Source organism: Streptomyces sp. NPDC001137 (genome assembly GCF_040298885.1).
In the GTDB taxonomy this organism is placed as follows: Bacteria; Actinomycetota; Actinomycetes; order Streptomycetales; family Streptomycetaceae; genus Streptomyces.
Genome location: NZ_JBEPBA010000034.1, coordinates 41403 through 58998, shown reverse-complemented (window position 1 = coordinate 58998; position 17596 = coordinate 41403). Strand labels below are relative to the sequence as shown.

Here is a 17596-nt window from a genome sequence, read left to right as displayed (position 1 = left end):
TTCGTTCCTCCGAACCGGTGGCCCCACCGAGGGGTGCGCGGGCGGTCGTCCGCGTACCCTTGCGCGGGTGAACGCCACCGACCGCACCCCTGCCGACCTGCTGCGTTCCGCGCTCGCCGCGGACCCCGGACGCCCCCTGGTGACCTTCTACGACGACGCCACGGGCGAACGTGTCGAACTCTCTGTGGCCACCTTCGCCAATTGGGTGGCCAAGACCGCCAATCTCCTCCAGGGCGACCTCTCCGCGGCCCCCGGCGACCGGGTCGCGCTACTGCTGCCCGCGCACTGGCAGACCGCGGTGTGGCTGCTGGCGTGTGCGTCGGTGGGGGCGGTCGCCGATGTCGGCGGGGATCCGGCGACGGCCGACGTGGTGGTGAGCGGGCCGGACACGCTGTCCGCCGCGCGGGCCTGCCGGGGGGAGCGGGTCGCTCTCGCCCTGCGGCCCCTCGGCGGCCGCTTCCCGCAGGTGCCGGACGGCTTCGTCGACTACGCCGTGGAGGTGCCCGGCCAGGGGGACCGGTTCGTGCCGTTCGCGGCGGTGGATCCCGACGAGGCCGGGCTGATCGTGGCCGGGCGGGAGTTCAGCGCGGCGGAGGTGGTCGAGCGGGCTCGGGCGGAGGCGGCGGGGCTGGGCCTCACCGGGCCGGGGTCACGGATTCTGTCCGGGTTGCCGTACGACACCTGGGAGGGGCTGAACGCCGGGCTGTACGGGCCGCTTGCCGGCGGGGGGTCGGTGGTGTTGTGCCGGCATCTGGAGCAGCTGGGGGAAGAGGCGCTGGCCAAGCGGGTCGAGAGTGAGCGGGTGAGTGTTGTGCGCCGCTGAGCGGGGGTGGTGGCGGTTGTTCGCGCGTGCGGGCCAGTGGGGGTTGATCGCGCCCACGCGGCGGAGCCGCACATCGACACAGCCCCGCGTCCCATAAAGGCCGCTGCTGTCACCCACCTGGGCCAGCACCGCACGACCTCGCCACCCCCTCCAGGCCATGGTCGTAGGAACTGCACTTTCAAGTGCACGCTCGTACGCCGTGAGGGGGTGGAGCATGGCCCTGGGAGGTCGGCGGCGGCGGTGGGTGCGGTTCGGGGGGCTTGCGGTCGGTGTCGTGGTGGCGGGGGCCGTCGCGGGCGGGCTGGTGGTGTACGCCAAGCTGGACGGGAACATCAGGGCCGACGACGCGGCCGCCCGGGAGCTCGCCCGGTACGAGAAGGAGCGGCCCACCTCGCTCGTCAAGGGCGCGCAGAACATCCTGCTGATCGGGTCGGACACGCGGGCCGGGGACGGGAACGCACGGTACGGGCGGGACTCGGGGACCGAGCGGTCCGACACGACGATCCTGCTGCATCTCTCCGCGGGGCGGCACGCCGCCACCGCGGTCTCGCTCCCCCGTGACCTGATGGTGGACATCCCCGCCTGTCTGCGGTCCGACGGGGAGCGCTCCGAGCCCATGTTCGCGATGTTCAACTCGGCCTTCGAGACGGGCGGTTCGGCCTGCACCATCCGGACCGTGGAGAAGCTGACCGACATCCGCGTCGACCACCACATCGTGGTCGACTTCCATGGCTTCAAGGAGATGGTCGACGCGGTCGACGGGGTCCAGGTGTGCCTGAAGAAGCCGATCGACGACAAGGCCGCCAAGCTGAAGCTGCCCGCGGGGCGGGTCACGCTCGACGGCGAGCAGGCCCTCGGGTACGTGCGCGCCCGCAAGTCCCTCGGCGACGGCAGTGACACCGACCGGATGGACCGTCAGCAGCGCTTCCTCGGAGCGCTCGTCAACAAGGTCCAGAGCAACGACGTACTGCTGAACCCGGTGAAGCTGTATCCCGTGCTGGACGCCGCCACCTCGTCCCTCACCACCGACCCGGGGCTGGCGAGCCTGCGCGGGCTGTATCAACTCGTGCGCGGGCTGCGCGACATCCCCACGAGAGCGGTGCAATTCCTCACGGTTCCGCGGGAGTCGTACGTCTACGACGCCAATCGCGACCAGCTCGTGGAGCCGGAGGCGGAGAAGTTGTTCGAACGGGTGCGCAGGGACGAGCCGTTGGCGGTCACGACGGAAGTTCCACGGGATTCCGACTCAAAAAGCCGTAATTCGACCACGAGTAGCGAGGGAAACTCGTACGGATATTCGGGTGTGGATTCGTATGAGCAGTCGCACGACTACGGTCCGTATCGGCACGGCGACGAGAAGTCGGGCGGAATGCGGTACGGCGAGGCCCCGGCCTCCAGTTCGCCCGCGCCGACGTTCCGCGGGAACACCGCCGACGAGGACGGCTGCGGCTAGGGCGAGCATCAACGCGACGAACAACCGTCCCAAGAAAACCCAAAGAAATGGGCGGATTGCCCAGTTGTAGGGACGTGGAATTTGTCACCGGCGTCGCTCCACGCTGAACTGGCCGGATAGTGTGAGCGATCCGGTGCACCGGTCCGCCAGGTCCTTCCTGGGGTCGCGCACTGTGTGACCGAGACCCGAGCGTCTTTGAGGGGGAAGGCGCCGCGTGGCCCAAACGGAGGATTCGGAAACCGTGGACGCGCAAAGCCGTGGGCGGGCGGAGAACATCGACCCCGCAGACCAGTGGGTGCTCAATCCGGACACCGGCGAATACGAACTGCGACTGACTCCTTCCGCACCGCAATCGGCGGTTCCCCGGCCGCGCAGATCCGCCCCCCGTGGCGCGGACGGCGCGGCGCGCGGCCGTACGGCGAACCCGCAGGCCCCGGGCCGCGGGGTGCCGCCGCAAAGGCGCCGCCGCGGTGCGCCCGAGGAGCCGCTGCCGGGGCGGCGCGGCCGCCGGCCGGTGCAGAAGAAGTCGAAGGCGAAGAAGGTCCTGCTGTGGACCGGCGGAACCATGGCGTTCGTGCTGGTCGCCGCGGCCGGTGCCGGGTACCTCTACATCAAGCACCTCAACGACAACATCACGTCCGTCTCCGACGACGGCGCGAGCACCGGTGGCTTCAGCAAGGGCAAGGCGATCAACATCCTGCTGATCGGCACCGACAAGCGCACCGGCAAGGGCAACGACAAGTACGGCGACAAGAACAGCGTCGGTCACGCCGACACCACGATCCTGCTGCACGTCTCCAAGGACCGCTCGAACGCGACGGCGCTGAGCATCCCGCGGGACCTGATCACCGACGTCCCGGACTGCCCGACCACCCAGGCCGACGGCAGCATGAAGGTCATCGCGGGCACCAGCCACGTCCGTTTCAACACCAGCCTCGGCCAGTACGACCGTACGCCCAGCTGTGTCGCGCGCACCGTCACGGAGCTGACCGGCATCAAGCCGGACAACTTCATGGTGGCCGACTTCAACGCGGTCAAGACGCTCACCAGCGCGGTGGGCGGTGTCGACGTCTGTCTGGGCAAGGACATCAACGACCCTGACTCGCATCTGAACCTGAAGAAGGGCATGCGGCACATCGCGGGCGAGACCGCGCTCGCCTTCGTGCGCACCCGCCACGCGGTGGGCTTCGGCGGCGACCTGAGCCGGATCACGCTGCAGCAGCAGTTCCTCAGCGCCCTGATGCGCAAGCTGAAGTCGAACGACACGCTCACCGACCCGACGAAGATGATCAAGGTCGCCGAGGCGGGCACCAAGGCGCTGACCGTCGACGCCAACCTCGACAGCATCGGCAAGCTGAAGGACCTGGGTCTGGAGCTGGGCAAGCTCAACCCGAAGAACCTGACGTTCACCACGGTGCCGGTGATCGACAACCCGGCCGAGAAGGTGCACGCGACCGTCGTCCTCAAGCCGGGCGCGACCCAGCCCGTCTTCGACGCCATCAAGAACGACGTCTCCTTCACCGCGGTGAAGGCGAAGAAGAAGAAGGAGGCGGCCGCGGTGGCCGCCCGTCTCAAGGGCACCAAGTCGGCCGCGTCCGCGGTCCGGGTGCGGATCCTGAACGGCGGCGCCGAACCCGGCAGTGCGCAGGCGGAGCTCGAGTACCTGCAGAACCAGGCGGGCGTACTGAAGTCCGAGAACGCCGGCAACGCGGACGCTCAGCTCAGCAAGACGACGCTGGAGTACGCCCCGGACCAGGCCGACCAGGCGCGCCGGCTGGCCGCCATCCTGGGCCTGTCCGGCTCGGCGATGAAGCCGGGCAAGAGCGTGATCAACTCCCAGGGCCTGCCGGCCATCACGCTGACGCTCGGCAAGGACTTCCCGGGAGCGGGGGACTCGTTCACCGCGGCGAGCAAGGCGCCGGACGTGGACAAGACCACGGCCGACAAGGTTGAGTGCGCCAAGTAGTGACCTGACAGGCCTGTCGTACGTCTAACAGGGCGTACGGCAGGCCTGATGCATGGGCGCAGGGTGGGGAGGACGGGGAGATGGCGCAGAGCAGCGTGCAGGGGGAAGGGACGTTCCGGGGCGTTCCGCACACTCGTGAACCCGAGCGGGGCGGCCCGCACGAGGGCGGTGGGCGGCGCGGCAGACCGGGCAGTCGCGGGCCGCGGCGGGGGCGCCGGGTGCTCAGATGGTCCGCGACCACGCTCTCCGTGCTGATACTCGGCACGGCCGGCGCCGGATACCTGTACTACCAGCACCTCAACGGCAACATCCAGAAGGGCGAGCGCAGCAGCGGCGACGCCAAGGCGCAGAAGACCGCGCCGAACGCGGCGGGGCAGACGCCGTTGAACATCCTGCTGATCGGCTCGGACAGCCGTAACTCCGACGAGAACGTGAAGCTCGGCGGTGCCAGGTACGACCGCGGCACCCCACCGCTGGGCGATGTGCAGATGCTGATCCATCTGTCCGCGGACCGCAAGAGCGCCGCCATGGTGAGCATTCCGCGGGACACCCGGGTCGAGATCCCCCAGTGCAGGGACCCGAGGACCGGCAAGACATATCCCGAGACGAACAAGATCATCAATGAGTCGCTGGCCCGTGGCGGCGCGGGCTGCACGCTGGCCACCTGGGAGAAGCTCACCGGGGTCTACATCGACCACTGGATGACGATCGACTTCTCGGGTGTGGTGCGGATGGCCGACGCCATCGGCGGCGTGGACGTCTGTGTCAGGCAGAACGTGTGGGACCACCCGACGGCCGCCGTGCCCGGCGGCTCCGGTCTGAAGCTGACGGCCGGCACCCACAAGGTCGAGGGCAAGCAGGCCCTGCAGTGGCTGCGCACCCGGCACGCCTGGGGCAGCGACCTGATGCGGGCCAGGGCCCAGCACATGTACCTCAACTCGATGATCCGCACGCTGAAGCACCAGAACGTCTTCACCGACACCGGGCGGCTCACCGACCTGGCCGAGGCCGCCACGAAGTCACTGAAGGTCTCCGAGGAGATCGGCACGGTCAAGAAGCTGTACGACCTGGGCACGCAGCTCAAGTCGGTGCCGACGGACCGCATCACCTCGGTGACGATGCCGAACGTGCCGGACCCGCGGAACTCCGACCACGTCGTGCCGGACGCCTCGGGCGCCGCGAAGCTCTGGGAGATGCTCCGCGACGACATCCCCCTCGACAACAAGGGCAAGGCCCCGGACGCCAGGCGGGCGACCGCCGAGGAGGCGGCCACGAAGGCCCCTTCGGCCCCGGACGGCGCCATCGGTGTCGTGGTGCAGAACGCCACCGGGACCTCCACCCTCGGCCCGGTCGTGGGACGCGCGGGCACGGTCGCCCAGGAGCTCGTGCAGAAGGGGTTCAGCAAGGCGTCCAAGGACGCGACGGCGGGGCTCACCGCCGACCGGACCGTCGTGCGCTACCCGAGCGCGGAGCTGGAGGGCGACGCCCAGCGCATCGCCAAGTCGCTGGGGATTCCGCTGAGTTCGGTGCAGAAGTCGACGGACGTCTCCGGGGTCACCGTCGTCGTCGGCGCCGACTGGCGCACCGGCACGGCGTATCCGAAGCAGTCGAAGCCCAAGGCAGGCGACCTGCCCGGCAACGCCGACGCCATCAACGGCTCGGACAAGAGCCAGTGCATGGACGTGTACGGACCGTACCGCTGGGCCTGATCTTCACCGATCCGCACAGCGAACTCCTAACTCACTGCACAATGATGAGGCGCGCTCACGTCCGAGGGACTCCAAGGAGGTGGCGCGCCCTCTCATTCGCCTGATCCGGGGGGACCGGGCAGCGGAGAGGTTCGGCATGTCCAGGGGTGGGAGGGCAGGGAGTTGGCGCGCAGCAGTGTGCGCGGAAAGGTTTCCGCGGTCGAGGACACGATGTCCCTGACACCGCGGGACCCGAACGCGACGACCGAGCACGGCCGGCACGGCGGCGGCAGACGCAGGAAGGGCCCGGACGGCGACGGGAAGCGCCGCAGACGGCGCGTGCTGCGCTGGGCCGCGATGGTCCTGGCGGTGGTGATACTCGGCACGGCGGGGGCCGGCTATCTCTACTACCAGCACCTCAACGCCAACATCAAAAAGGATGACCTCAACCTCGGCGACGCGAAGGACAGGGCGGCCGAGTCGAAGGCCAACGCGGCCGGTCAGACGCCGCTGAACATCCTGCTGATCGGCTCCGACGCCCGGGACTCCAAGGAGAACCAGAAGCTGGGCGGCGCCAAGGACACCTTCAACACCGCGCCGCGCGCAGACGTCCAGATGCTGCTGCACCTCTCGGCGGACCGCACCAACATGTCGGTCGTCAGCATGCCGCGCGACACGCTCGTGGACATCCCCAGGTGCACGGATCCCGACAACGGCAAGGTCTACGGGGCACTCACCTCGGCGATCACCAACGACTCCCTGGGCCGCGGCGGCCCCGGCTGCACGGTGGCGACCTGGGAGAAGCTGACCGACATCCACATCGACCACTTCATGATGATCGACTTCGCGGGTGTGGTGTCCATGGCGGACGCCATCGGAGGCGTACCGGTCTGTGTGGACGCCAACGTCTACTCCAAGTCCTCCGACGGCCACGGCTCGGGCCTGAAGCTGAAGGAGGGCACCACGTACGTCAAGGGCGTCCAGGCCCTGCAGTGGCTGCGCACGCGGTACGGCTTCGAGGACAACACCGACATCGCCCGGGCCAAGGCCCAGCACCAGTACATGAACGCGATGGTCCGCCAGCTGCGCGAGAACGCCACCCTCGGCAACCCGAACGAGCTGCGCAAGCTGGCCGAGACGGCCACCAGGGCGCTGACCGTCGACAACGGCCTCGGCACGGTGGCGAAGCTGTACGACCTGAGCAAGGAACTCAAGAAGGTTCCCACCAAGCGCATCACCATGACGACGATGCCCTGGCAGTACTCGACGACGAACAGCGGCCGGGTCGTGCCCAAGCCGGGTGACGCCGAGAAGCTGTTCCGGCTCGTCCGCGAGGACATCGCGCTGGACGGCAAGGGCAAGAAGAAGTCCACCGGCACGAGCGAGTCCTCGGACCCGGCCGCGGCGGACGACAAGATCGCCGTACAGGTGCAGAACGGCACCGGCACCGGCACACGGCTCGCGGTCGGCGGACGGGCGCGTACGATCGCGCAGCTGCTCGTCGGCAAGGGGTTCGCCGAGGCGGTGGCGGACAGCACGGCGGTCCCCGGTGCGGAGAAGACGGTGATCCGCTACCCGAGCGCGGACCTGGAGGGCGACGCCCAGCGCATCGCCAAGTCGCTGGGAATCCCGCTGAGTTCGGTGAAGAAGTCGACCGCCGTCTCCGGGGTCACGCTGGTCGTCGGCGCCGACTGGCGCTCCGGCACGGCGTACACGGCCCCGGAGGACGACGACAAGACGCCCGCGTCCGCGCAGGTCATCAACGGCTCGGACAAGAAGCAGTGCATGCACGTGAACCCGGGCTACACCTGGTAGTCCGGGTTCAACAGGGGTGGCCCCCGGTGCTCATTTGGAGGCGAGCACCGCGGGGCGGCGGGAGGCGATGACCTTCTTGGCCAGCGCCTTGGGGCTGGTCAGGAAGCCCCAGCCCCACGACATGTGCATGGTGGCGAGAGCCACCGGGATCTGCAGCCGCGCCTTCAGCGGCAGCCCCTTGCCCGCCGGGACGGATCCGAGGGTTATCGCCGCGAGGTAGCCGCCGGGGATCACGAAGCCCCAGGGCGTCAGCACCGCGCCGACCACGAGGCCGGCCGCGATCGCCAGGACCGCCGTCGGCGGCGCGAGATAGCGCAGGTTGATGGAGCCCTCGTGGTAGCGGGCGACGACGTGCCGCCAGCGGCCGTAGTCCTTGTACTGCTTGGCGAGGGCCTTGACCGACGGCCGCGGCCGGTACGACACCTTCAGCTCCGGCGAGAACCAGATCAGCCCGCCGGCCTCCCGGATGCGGAAGTTCAGCTCCCAGTCCTGGGCGCGGATGAACTCCTCGTTGTACCCGCCCTGCTGCTCCAGCGCCTCGCGCCGGAACACCCCGAGGTAGACGGTCTCGGCCGCCTGGGCCTCGCCACCGGTGTGGAAGGCGGCGTTGCCGACGCCGATCTTCGAGGTCATGGCGGCGGCGACCGCGTGCTCCCAGTCGTTCTCGCCCTCGGCGTGCATGATGCCGCCGACGTTCTGCGCGCCGGTCTCCTCCAGGAGCCGTACGGCCGTTGCGATGTAGTTCGGCGAGAGCATGCCGTGCCCGTCGACGCGGACGACGATCGGGTGCCGGGAGGCCTTGATCGCGGCGTTGAGGGCAGCGGGCGTACGCCCCGCCGGGTTGGGCACGGTGTGCACGCGGGGGTCCGCGGCCACGAGCTCGGCGGCGATCTCGTCCGTACGGTCCTTGGAGGGACCGAGGGCGAGGACGACCTCCATCTCGCCGGCGTACTCCTGCGCGAGGATCGCTTGGACGGCTCCGCGCAGATGCCGCTCCTCGTCGAGGACAGGCATGATCACAGAAACGGCGGGGAGCGGCGCGTCGGGGTTGGCGTTCATCGCCCGTTACGTTACCGCGAACGGGGGACACCTTTGCGCCCCGCCGGGGCGGTGAACCGGGCCACAGATCGTATCGGCCTACGGTGCTCACGGTCCCACGTACGGCCGTCGCCCGGAGGTCCCCCATGCCCACGCAGCCTCGGTCCGCCGCGCCCGCCCCTCCGCAGCGCCGGCCCCAGCCCGCGCGCACCCCACCGCCGCGCGGGCCGCGGCCGCCCGTGCCACGGAGGAAGCCGCGCTGGGTGATGCGGGCGGCGACGACCCTCTCCGTGGTCGTCCTCGCCTCCGCCGGGATCGGCCATGCCGTGGTCACCAGCCTGGATGCGGGCATCGCCCGCGTCGACCCGTTCAAGGACATGAAGAACCGCCCCAAGGCCGGGCACGGCATGAACGTCCTGCTGGTCGGCACCGACGGCCGCGACCGGATCAGCGAGGAGGAGCGGCACCGCTACCACCTGGGCGGCGAGCCCTGCCACTGCACCGACACGATGATGATCGTGCACATCTCGGCGGACCGGGAGCGGGCGACCGTGGTGAGTCTGCCGCGCGACTCGTACGCCATGACGCCCGCGCACACCGACGAGAAGACCGGGAAACGGATCCCCGGCCACCCCATCAAGATCAACGCGGCGTATGCGGAGGGCGGTCCGAACCTCACCGTCCATACCGTCGAGGACATGACCCATGTGAAGATCGACCACTATCTGGAGGTCGACTTCACCAGCTTCATGAAGACGGTGGACGTGCTCGGCGGGGTCTCCGTCTGCACCGCCTTCCCCCTGAAGGACACCTACACCGGACTCGACCTGCCCGCCGGGACGCACGTCCTGGGCGGCGGACAGGCCCTGCAGTTCGTGCGCGCCAGGCATGTCGACGCGGACTCCGACCTCGGCCGGATGAAGCGCCAGCAGCGGTTCCTGGCGGCGCTCATCGAGCGCGCCACGTCCTCGGGGATCCTGCTGAACCCGATGAAGTTCCGGGACGTGACGCGGGCCGTGCTGGGGTCGGTGCGCGCGGACAAGGGTTTCGGCACGGACGAGCTGCTCGACCTCGGGCGGGCGATGCGCAACTTCTCCCCCTCGTCCTCCGAGTTCACGACCGTGCCCATCGGACAGATGGGATACGTCGTGCCCGGCATCGGCGAGACGCTGAAGTGGGACACCGCCAAGGCCGAACGCCTCTTCCAGTCGCTGCGCGACGACAAGCCGCTGGCCGTGCGCCCCTCCCGCCCCCAGCCGGTGCCGGTCGAGGTGGACCCGCAGCAGATCCACGTCCAGGTCGAGAACGGCACGGCCACGGAGGGACTCGGCAAGCGTGTGGACGCCGCCCTGGCGGCGACGGGCTTCCACACGACCCGGACGCCGGCGGACGCGGACGACCACGGCCTGAGGCGGACGGTCATCGTCTACGACCCCGGGTGGGACCGCTCCGCGAAAGCGCTGGCCACCGCGCTGCCGGGCAGCGAACTGCGGGAGGTGCCGGGGCTCGGGCCGACGTTGAAGGTGATCGCGGGGGCCGACTTCAAGCAGGTGCGGCGGGTGCGGGCGGAGGCCGCGGACCAGGGGGAGCCCGGGGTGATGACGGGGGACCAGGAGGTGTGCTCGTAACCCGAACGGCCCTGTGCCACGACCCGTGACGGAATGTCGCGGGTCGTGCACTGTGCGGCATTGGGTGGGAATTGTTGGCGTCCGCCCGATGGCGCGGGGCGCCGGGCAGGCGTAGGAACAGAAGGGCACGGGGCCCACCCCCGGGCCCCTCTGCCTCTCAGGAGGAGCCATGACCCAGCCCGGAACCATGACCGCCATGAGCAAGGAGATGCAGGACTGCGTCCAGGCGTGCATGTCCTGCCACACCGTCTGCGAGGAGACCATGAGCTCCTGCATGCAGATGGGCGGCCAGGCCCAGATGCAGATCATGCGTGCGCTCATGGACTGCTCCGAGACGACCCGTATGTGCGCGGACATGATGATGCGGCGCTCGCCCATGTCGGCCGAGATGTGCGCGATGTGTGCCAAGGCGTGCGACATGTGTGCCGAGGCGTGTATGTCCATGCCGGACGACAAGCAGATGATGCGGTGCGCGGAGGCGTGTCGGCGGTGTGCCGAGATGTGTCGTGCGATGTCCGGCGTCGCGATGTGACGCCTGCGTGAGCGTGGATCAAGGGCACCTGCGCGCTGGGTGCCCTTGGTCACGGCGGGTGCGCGAGCCCGGCGGTGCGGGGTGCCGCCTGCGCCCACCCGTGCCGCCCTGGGCGGCACGTATGCCCGCAGGCTGCGGCGGGTACGAGGGCCGCGGGCTGCGGCGGGTACGAGGGCCGCGGGCTGCGGCGGGTACGAGGGCCGCGGGCTAGGTGAACAGGGGGTCCAGGGCTCGTTCCAGGTCTGCCGGCGTGTGGAAGTGGACCGGGTGCATGCCCAGGGCTGCCGCTGCCTCGGTGTTTTCCTCGGTGTCGTCGATGAACAGGCAGCGTTCGGGGCGTACGCCGGCCAGGTCCGCTGCCAGGCGGTAGATGCGGGGGTCCGGCTTGGCGAGGGCTACGCGGGCGCTGTTGACGATGTCGTCCGCGAGGTCGGCGAGGCCGAGCGCGGTGAGGTCGTCCTCGAGGCGGACCGTGGCGTTGCTGACGAGGACGAGCGGCACCCGGGTGCGCGCCCGGCGCAGCAGCGCGACCACCGTCTCGTCGGCCGAGAAGGGGGACTCCAGCAGGGCCGTGCCCAGTTCCCAGGCCGTGGCTTCCGGGACCGGCCCGGACAGGCCCTCGGCGATCGCCTGCACCCACTCCTGAAGGTCGACCCGGCCCAGCAGCACCGGCAGAGCGGTCTCCGGCGCGAAGGCGACCTTCGCGGTGGTGCCCTCGGCGAGCCCGGCGGCCCGCTCCAGGGCGTGCAGCCCGGAGGGGTCGTAGAACCGGATCACGTTGTCCACGTCGCAGAGCACCGCGTCGAACGGTGCTCTGCCAGGCCGCTCAGCCACCCGAGACCGTGACCTTCTGGTCGTTGTTCAGCTCGTCCACCAGCGTCTTGACCTTCGCCTTGTCCCAGACGAGGTTGCCGCCGACGGAGCCGGAGATCGGCATGTTCATCGAGGTGCCGTCACCGCCGCTGACGCCCTTCATCGCCCAGAACATGGACGCCAGGTCCCACAGGCTCATGTCCTTGTCGACTGTGAGCGAGTCCAGACCCGCGCCCAGCGTCGGATACAGCTTGAAGGGGTTCAGGACCGTCGACGGGGTGGCCACCTGGTGTGCCAGCGCCGAGAGGAACTTCTGCTGGTTCTTCGTGCGCTGGAGGTCGGAGGTGGCGAAGGCGTGCCGGGTGCGGACGAAGGCGAGGGCCTGTTCGCCGTTCAGGGTCTGCTCGCCGGACTTGAAGTCGGCGCCCGAGTACTTGTCCTTGAAGCCCTTGTCGATGTTGATCGTGACACCGCCGACCGCGTCCACGATGTTCGCGAAGCCGGCGAAGCCGATCTCCACGTAGTGGTCGATGTGCAGGCCCATGTTGGCCTCGACCGTGCGGACGAGCAGCGTCGGCCCGTCCTCCGCGTAGGCGGCGTTCAGCTTGGTCTGCCGGCCCCTGGCCGGGTACGTCTTGCCGGAGGTCGAGCCCTTGTAGGAGGGGATCGTGACGTTCGAGTCGCGGGGCAGCGATATGAGCGTGTCGCCGCTGTCGCCGACGTGAAGGATCATCATCGAGTCGGTCCGCTTGCCCTCCGCGGAACCGGTGTGCAGCTGCTTCTTCTGCTCGGAGGACAGTCCGGCCCGGCTGTCGGAGCCGACGATCAGGTAGTTCGTGCCGTCGCCCGAGGCCGGCCGGTCGATGACCGTGGACAGGTCGACGTCCCGGTGCAGCTTGCCGTCGGCCCAGAAGTACGTGGCGACCGACGTCACGGCCAGCGCCGTCACCAGCGTGATCGCGGTCCACTTGATACGGCGACGCCAGTTCGGCCGCGGCCGGTACTCGCCGCGGTCGCCGGGACCGCCCGGCCCTCCGCCGCCGGGCGAGCCGTAGACCTGGCCGGTGTTGTAGCCGCTGTCGTAGCCGTCGCCGGCGTCGTCACCGCCGTACCCCCGGCCGTTGACGTACGAGGGCTGCTGGGGCACCCCACCGCCGTACGGCGGGGCGGACGGGCCGGAGCCCCCGTACCCGCCCGAGGCAGGCCGGCGGACCTGCCGCATCGCGCGTGCACCCTCGGGGTGCGCGCTCGCGCTGCCGCGTCCGTACCGGTTGCGGTTGTCGTCGGACCATGCCTCGGGCCAATCGTTCATGGGGCCCAGTGTGCAGGGAGCAGCCGTGCCCTTCACAAGGGTCGTAGGAAAATCAGGGCACTGCTGTTGCGAAGCCAACACAAAGTCCGCAGATGTCGCCTCGGCATAAGGTGGAGGCCATGACAGACCAGGCCCCCGCCACGGAATCGGACACCTCGGACATACCGGAGGTGCCTGGCAAGCCCACCTCGGCGTCCCGGACCACACTCAGTCACATCATGACCCACAACGACACGAACCTTCTGGGCACGGTGCACGGGGGCGTGATCATGAAGCTGGTGGACGACGCGGCGGGCGCGGTGGCAGGGCGGCACAGCGGAGGCCCCGCCGTCACGGCGTCGATGGACGAGATGGCGTTCCTGGAGCCGGTCCGCGTCGGCGACCTGGTCCATGTCAAGGCACAGGTCAACTGGACCGGCCGGACGTCGATGGAGGTCGGGGTCCGGGTGCTGGCCGAGCGCTGGAACGAGTCGACCCCGCCCACCCAGGTCGGCTCCGCCTATCTGGTCTTCGCCGCGGTGGACGCCGACGGCAAGCCCCGCCGGGTGCCGCCGGTGCTGCCGGAGACGGAGAAGGACCGGCGCCGCTACCAGGAGGCCCAGATCCGCCGCACCCACCGGCTGGCGCGGCGGCGGGCGATCATGGAGCTGCGGGAGAAGCGGGCGGCGGAGGGGCTGGACGACTGAGCCCGGGGCGCACCGCTGAGCCAGAACGCAGGACAGCCCCCGGCAGGACGCCGGGGGCTGTCGTGTGCGTGCCGGGTGCTACGGCAGGTTCCGCGCCATCACGATGCGCTGGACCTGGTTGGTGCCCTCGTAGATCTGGGTGATCTTCGCGTCGCGCATCATGCGCTCCACCGGGTAGTCACGGGTGTAGCCGTAACCGCCGAGCAGCTGCACCGCGTCCGTGGTGACCTCCATGGCCACGTCCGAGGCGAAGCACTTGGCGGCGGCGCCCTGGAAGGTCAGGTCCTTGTCGCCGCGCTCGGAGGCGGCCGCGGCCTGGTAGGTGAGGGCGCGGGCGGCGGAGACCTTCATGGCCATGTCGGCCAGCATGAACTGGATGCCCTGGAAGTCGGCGATCGGCTTGCCGAACTGCTTGCGCTCCTGGACATAGCCCTTGGCGTAGTCGAGGGCGCCCTGGGCGACACCCAGCGCCTGGGCGGCGATGGTGATGCGGGTGTGGTCGAGGGTCTTCATCGCCGTGGCGAAGCCGGTGCCCTCCTCGCCGATCATGCGGTCGGCGGGGATGCGGACGTTGTCGAGGTAGACCTCGCGGGTCGGGGAGCCCTTGATGCCGAGCTTCTTCTCCGGGGCGCCGAAGGAGACGCCCTCGTCGGACTTCTCGACGACGAAGGCCGATATGCCCTTCGAGCGCTTCGAGGGGTCCGTCACCGCCATCACCGTGTAGTACTCGGAGACGCCGGCGTTGGTGATCCAGCGCTTCACTCCGTTGAGCACCCAGTGGTCGCCGTCGCGGACCGCCTTCGTCTTCATGCCGGCCGCGTCGGAGCCCGCGTCCGGCTCGGAGAGGCAGTACGAGAACATCGCGTCGCCCTTGGCGAGCGGGCCCATGTACTTCTTCTTCAGCTCCTCGGAGCCGGAGAGGATCACCGGCAGGGAGCCCAGCTTGTTCACGGCCGGGATCAGGGAGGAGGAGACGCAGACGCGCGCCACCTCCTCGATCACGATGACCGTCGCCAGGGCGTCGGCGCCCGCGCCGCCGTACTCCTCGGGGACGTGCACCGCGTGCAGGTCGTTCGCGACCAGGGCCTCGAGGGCCTCCTGCGGGAAGCGGGCCTCCTCGTCCACGATGGCGGCGTAGGGCGCGATCTTCGCCTCGGCCAGTGAACGGATCGCGTCGCGGAGCATGTCGTGCTCCTCGGACGGGCGGTACAGGTCGAAGTCAGCCGATCCGGCCAAGGTTTCTCACGCTCCAAGGACGCTTCTGACGCACTGTGGTGATGGCGCTAATTACCGTTAAGTAACTCAAATTTTAGGGGGCCGCCCACGGGAGTGATACGTGAGCTTGGCGACAGCGGGAAAAGTGCCCGGCAAGCGGCCCGACTATGCTCGGCTCGGCACCAACCACGTCCCTCTTCTGGAGCACCCATGGCCCTCAGGATCACCGTGATCGGCACCGGCTATCTCGGCGCGACACACGCCGCCGCGATGGCCGAGCTGGGCTTCGAGGTGCTCGCCCTGGACGTCGTACCGGAGAAGATCGAGAAGCTGGCGCGGGGCGAGGCCCCGATGTTCGAGCCGGGCCTGGACGAACTGCTGCGCAAGCACGTCGCCGGGATCGAGGGATCCACCGGGCGGCTCCGCGTCACGATGGACTGGGCCGAGGTGGGGGCCTTCGGCGACGTCCACTTCCTGTGCATCAACACCCCGCAGAAGCACGGCGAGTACGCCTGCGACATGTCGTACGTCGACTCCGCCTTCGCCTCGCTCGCCCCGCATCTGACCGGGCCCGCCCTCGTCGTCGGCAAGTCCACGGTGCCGGTCGGGTCCGCCGAGCGGCTGGCCCGCTTCCTCGTCGAGAACTCCCCGGCCGGCGAGGACGCCGAGCTGGCCTGGAACCCGGAGTTCCTGCGCGAGGGGTTCGCCGTCGACGACACCCTGCACCCCGACCGGATCGTGGTCGGCGTCCGCAGCGAGCGGGCGGAGAAGCTGCTGCGCGAGGTGTACGCGACGCCGCTCGCCGAGGGGACGCCGTTCGTCGTCACCGACTTCCCGACGGCCGAGCTGGTGAAGACGTCCGCGAACTCCTTCCTCGCCACCAAGATCTCCTTCATCAACGCGATGGCGGAGATGTGCGAGGCCTCGGGCGGTGACGTCACCAAGCTGGCGGAGGCCATCGGGTACGACGACCGGATCGGCAAGAAGTTCCTGCGGGCGGGCATCGGGTTCGGCGGCGGCTGTCTGCCCAAGGACATCCGGGCGTTCATGGCGCGCGCCGGTGAGCTCGGCGCCGACCAGGCGCTGACCTTCCTGCGCGAGATCGACTCGATCAACATGCGGCAGCGCGGGCAGATGGTGGAGCTGGCGCGGCAGGTGCTCGGCGGCGGGCCCTTCCTGGGCAAGCGGGTCGCGGTGCTCGGCGCCACCTTCAAGCCCGACTCGGACGACGTCCGTGACTCGCCCGCGCTGAACGTCGCCGGGCAGATCCACCTCCAGGGCGGCCAGGTCACCGTCTACGACCCCAAGGGCATGGACAACGCCCGCAAGGTCTTCCCGACGCTCGGCTACGCCGACACGGCGCTGGAGGCGGTGCGGGGCGCCGACGTGGTGCTGCATCTGACCGAGTGGCGGGAGTTCCGCGAGCTGGACCCGGCCCGGCTGGGCGAGGTCACGGCGGCCAAGGTGATCCTGGACGGGCGCAACGCCCTCGACCCGGAGCTGTGGCGCAAGGCGGGCTGGACATACCGGGCCATGGGGCGCCCTACAGCGTGAGAGAGCCGTAGGGGCGAACGAACAATCAAGAGGGGACGCCGGTTCGGCCGAGGCTCAGTCGGCCGAACCGGCGTCTTGTTGCATTCTGCACCACCGGCCCGTGGCGCTGCCGGGGAACTACTTCGCCCGGTACCGGCGCATCTTCGCGCGCGCCCCGCACACCTGCATGGAGCACCAGCGGCCGCGGCCGGCCGGGCTGCGGTCGTAGTACGCCCAGTGGCAGGTGACCGACTCGCAGGCCTTCAGGCGCAGCCAGGTGCCGGCGACGAGCGATTCGGCGACGGCGGCGGCGACACGGGAGAGCAGGGGGCCCGCGTCGGCCGGGGCGAGGGCCGCCGAGCCGTCCGCGGCGTCGACGGTCAGACACAGGGGCGCCGAGGCCAGCAGTTCACCCAGGGGCGTCACCGTGGCGTGCGGCGGATGACCCGCGTGGGCGAGCAGTACGGCGCGCAGCGACTCGCGCAGCTCACGCGCGGCCGCCGCCTCGCCCTCCGCGAGACCGAACCGCGCCCGGCCGTCCGCCGTGTCCAGCGCGTCGGCGCCGGACTCGATGTCCAGCGTGTTCACCAGGGACTCGACCAGGACCAGGCTCCCCGGCGCGGCCGATCTCTCACTCATGCTTGCGACGTTACCTCCAATGAGGCAGCATGCAGTAACAGTTACTGCATGACCGCATCTACAGGTAACGCAGGAGGAAGTCATGGCTCTCGCCAAACTGGGCGCCGTCGTCCTGGACTGTCCCGACCCGAGCGCGCTGGCCGGGTTCTACGCCGAGGTACTGGGCGGCACCGTCGAGACGGAGGACGGCTGGGCGGACCTCACCACCCCCGACGGCCGGGCGCTGGCCTTCCAGGCCTCCCCCGGCTTCGTGGCCCCCGAGTGGCCCGCGCCCGACCACTCGCAGCAGTTCCACCTGGACCTGACCGTCGACGACCTGGACACGGCCGAGGCGGGTGTGCTGGCACTCGGCGCCAAGCCCCTGGACGCCGACGACCGCTCGCGCACCTGGCGGGTTTACGCGGATCCGGCCGGGCACCCGTTCTGTCTCTGCGCCTGCTGAACCGGGAGGACAC

At 69.9% G+C, this 17596-nt stretch carries 15 protein-coding genes; 10 read left to right on the top strand and 5 right to left on the bottom strand.

What is annotated here, in order from left to right; genetic code table 11:
* The first annotated feature begins 67 nt into the window (after nucleotides 1-67).
* From ABT254_RS41930 to ABT254_RS41910, 5 genes are all read left to right on the top strand, one after another.
* Nucleotides 68-823 carry a TIGR03089 family protein gene (locus ABT254_RS41930; protein WP_351482766.1) on the top strand — a complete coding sequence of 252 codons (756 nt, stop codon included), beginning with the start codon at nucleotides 68-70 and terminating at the stop codon, nucleotides 821-823.
* A 214-nt stretch (nucleotides 824-1037) separates the two neighbouring features.
* On the top strand, nucleotides 1038-2276 hold the full coding sequence (locus tag ABT254_RS41925; protein WP_351482764.1) for an LCP family protein: 1239 nt from the start codon (nucleotides 1038-1040) through the stop codon (nucleotides 2274-2276).
* 241 nt (nucleotides 2277-2517) lie between these two features.
* Nucleotides 2518-4242, top strand: coding sequence for an LCP family protein (locus tag ABT254_RS41920; RefSeq protein ID WP_351482762.1), 1725 nt, complete (start codon nucleotides 2518-2520; stop codon nucleotides 4240-4242).
* Nucleotides 4243-4322: 80 nt separating this feature from the next.
* Nucleotides 4323-5951 carry an LCP family protein gene (locus tag ABT254_RS41915; RefSeq protein ID WP_351482760.1) on the top strand — a complete coding sequence of 543 codons (1629 nt, stop codon included), beginning with the start codon at nucleotides 4323-4325 and terminating at the stop codon, nucleotides 5949-5951.
* A gap of 210 nt (nucleotides 5952-6161) precedes the next feature.
* Nucleotides 6162-7745 carry an LCP family protein gene (locus tag ABT254_RS41910; protein WP_502972143.1) on the top strand — a complete coding sequence of 528 codons (1584 nt, stop codon included), beginning with the start codon at nucleotides 6162-6164 and terminating at the stop codon, nucleotides 7743-7745.
* Between the two features lie 30 nt (nucleotides 7746-7775).
* On the opposite strand, the gene ABT254_RS41905 is transcribed toward ABT254_RS41910, so the two are convergent.
* A complete protein-coding gene (locus ABT254_RS41905) occupies nucleotides 7776-8804 on the bottom strand; it encodes a glycosyltransferase family 2 protein (protein WP_351482758.1) in 1029 nt (342 codons plus the stop codon).
* A gap of 125 nt (nucleotides 8805-8929) precedes the next feature.
* Between ABT254_RS41905 and ABT254_RS41900 the strand changes: the two genes are divergently transcribed.
* Nucleotides 8930-10411 (top strand): LCP family protein, encoded by a 1482-nt coding sequence (locus ABT254_RS41900; protein ID WP_351482756.1) that lies wholly within the window; start codon nucleotides 8930-8932, stop codon nucleotides 10409-10411.
* Nucleotides 10412-10580: 169 nt separating this feature from the next.
* A complete protein-coding gene (locus ABT254_RS41895) occupies nucleotides 10581-10943 on the top strand; it encodes a four-helix bundle copper-binding protein (RefSeq protein ID WP_351482754.1) in 363 nt (120 codons plus the stop codon).
* Nucleotides 10944-11150: 207 nt separating this feature from the next.
* On the opposite strand, the gene ABT254_RS41890 is transcribed toward ABT254_RS41895, so the two are convergent.
* Both ABT254_RS41890 and ABT254_RS41885 read right to left on the bottom strand, forming a co-directional pair.
* Nucleotides 11151-11777 carry an HAD family hydrolase gene (locus ABT254_RS41890; RefSeq protein WP_351482752.1) on the bottom strand — a complete coding sequence of 209 codons (627 nt, stop codon included), beginning with the start codon at nucleotides 11775-11777 and terminating at the stop codon, nucleotides 11151-11153.
* Entirely contained in the window at nucleotides 11770-13068 is a 1299-nt protein-coding gene (locus ABT254_RS41885) for an LCP family protein (protein ID WP_351482750.1), read from the bottom strand. The genes ABT254_RS41890 and ABT254_RS41885 overlap by 8 nt, the downstream gene beginning before the upstream one ends.
* A 119-nt stretch (nucleotides 13069-13187) precedes the next feature.
* Between ABT254_RS41885 and ABT254_RS41880 the strand changes: the two genes are divergently transcribed.
* Nucleotides 13188-13754: an acyl-CoA thioesterase gene (locus ABT254_RS41880; protein ID WP_351482748.1), complete on the top strand. Its 567-nt coding sequence runs from the start codon at nucleotides 13188-13190 to the stop codon at nucleotides 13752-13754.
* Nucleotides 13755-13832: 78 nt separating this feature from the next.
* On the opposite strand, the gene ABT254_RS41875 is transcribed toward ABT254_RS41880, so the two are convergent.
* On the bottom strand, nucleotides 13833-14990 hold the full coding sequence (locus ABT254_RS41875) for an acyl-CoA dehydrogenase (RefSeq protein ID WP_351482746.1): 1158 nt from the start codon (nucleotides 14988-14990) through the stop codon (nucleotides 13833-13835).
* A 189-nt stretch (nucleotides 14991-15179) separates the two neighbouring features.
* On the opposite strand from ABT254_RS41875, the gene ABT254_RS41870 reads away from it, so the two are divergent.
* Nucleotides 15180-16523, top strand: coding sequence for a UDP-glucose dehydrogenase family protein (locus ABT254_RS41870; protein WP_351482744.1), 1344 nt, complete (start codon nucleotides 15180-15182; stop codon nucleotides 16521-16523).
* Between the two features lie 117 nt (nucleotides 16524-16640).
* Here the strand turns inward: ABT254_RS41870 and ABT254_RS41865 are convergent, their stop codons facing one another.
* The gene (locus ABT254_RS41865; protein ID WP_351482742.1) at nucleotides 16641-17141 is read right to left on the bottom strand and encodes a CGNR zinc finger domain-containing protein; all 501 of its coding nucleotides are present in this window, start codon (nucleotides 17139-17141) and stop codon (nucleotides 16641-16643) included.
* A gap of 82 nt (nucleotides 17142-17223) precedes the next feature.
* Here ABT254_RS41865 and ABT254_RS41860 point away from each other — a divergent pair, with 82 nt between their 5' ends.
* Entirely contained in the window at nucleotides 17224-17583 is a 360-nt protein-coding gene (locus ABT254_RS41860) for a VOC family protein (RefSeq protein ID WP_351482740.1), read from the top strand.
* The last annotated feature ends 13 nt before the right edge of the window (nucleotides 17584-17596 follow it).

Bases quoted from the DNA above. Each gene is read 5' to 3' on its own strand.
- ABT254_RS41925 (WP_351482764.1), top strand. From the start codon at position 1,038: ATGGCCCTGGGAGGTCGGCGGCGGCGGTGGGTGCGGTTCGGGGGGCTT.
- ABT254_RS41915 (WP_351482760.1), top strand. From the start codon at position 4,323: ATGGCGCAGAGCAGCGTGCAGGGGGAAGGGACGTTCCGGGGCGTTCCG.
- ABT254_RS41910 (WP_502972143.1), top strand. From the start codon at position 6,162: ATGTCCCTGACACCGCGGGACCCGAACGCGACGACCGAGCACGGCCGG.
- ABT254_RS41905 (WP_351482758.1), bottom strand. From the start codon at position 8,804: ATGAACGCCAACCCCGACGCGCCGCTCCCCGCCGTTTCTGTGATCATG.
- ABT254_RS41900 (WP_351482756.1), top strand. From the start codon at position 8,930: ATGCCCACGCAGCCTCGGTCCGCCGCGCCCGCCCCTCCGCAGCGCCGG.
- ABT254_RS41895 (WP_351482754.1), top strand. From the start codon at position 10,581: ATGACCCAGCCCGGAACCATGACCGCCATGAGCAAGGAGATGCAGGAC.
- ABT254_RS41885 (WP_351482750.1), bottom strand. From the start codon at position 13,068: ATGAACGATTGGCCCGAGGCATGGTCCGACGACAACCGCAACCGGTAC.
- ABT254_RS41880 (WP_351482748.1), top strand. From the start codon at position 13,188: ATGACAGACCAGGCCCCCGCCACGGAATCGGACACCTCGGACATACCG.
- ABT254_RS41870 (WP_351482744.1), top strand. From the start codon at position 15,180: ATGGCCCTCAGGATCACCGTGATCGGCACCGGCTATCTCGGCGCGACA.
- ABT254_RS41865 (WP_351482742.1), bottom strand. From the start codon at position 17,141: ATGAGTGAGAGATCGGCCGCGCCGGGGAGCCTGGTCCTGGTCGAGTCC.
- ABT254_RS41860 (WP_351482740.1), top strand. From the start codon at position 17,224: ATGGCTCTCGCCAAACTGGGCGCCGTCGTCCTGGACTGTCCCGACCCG.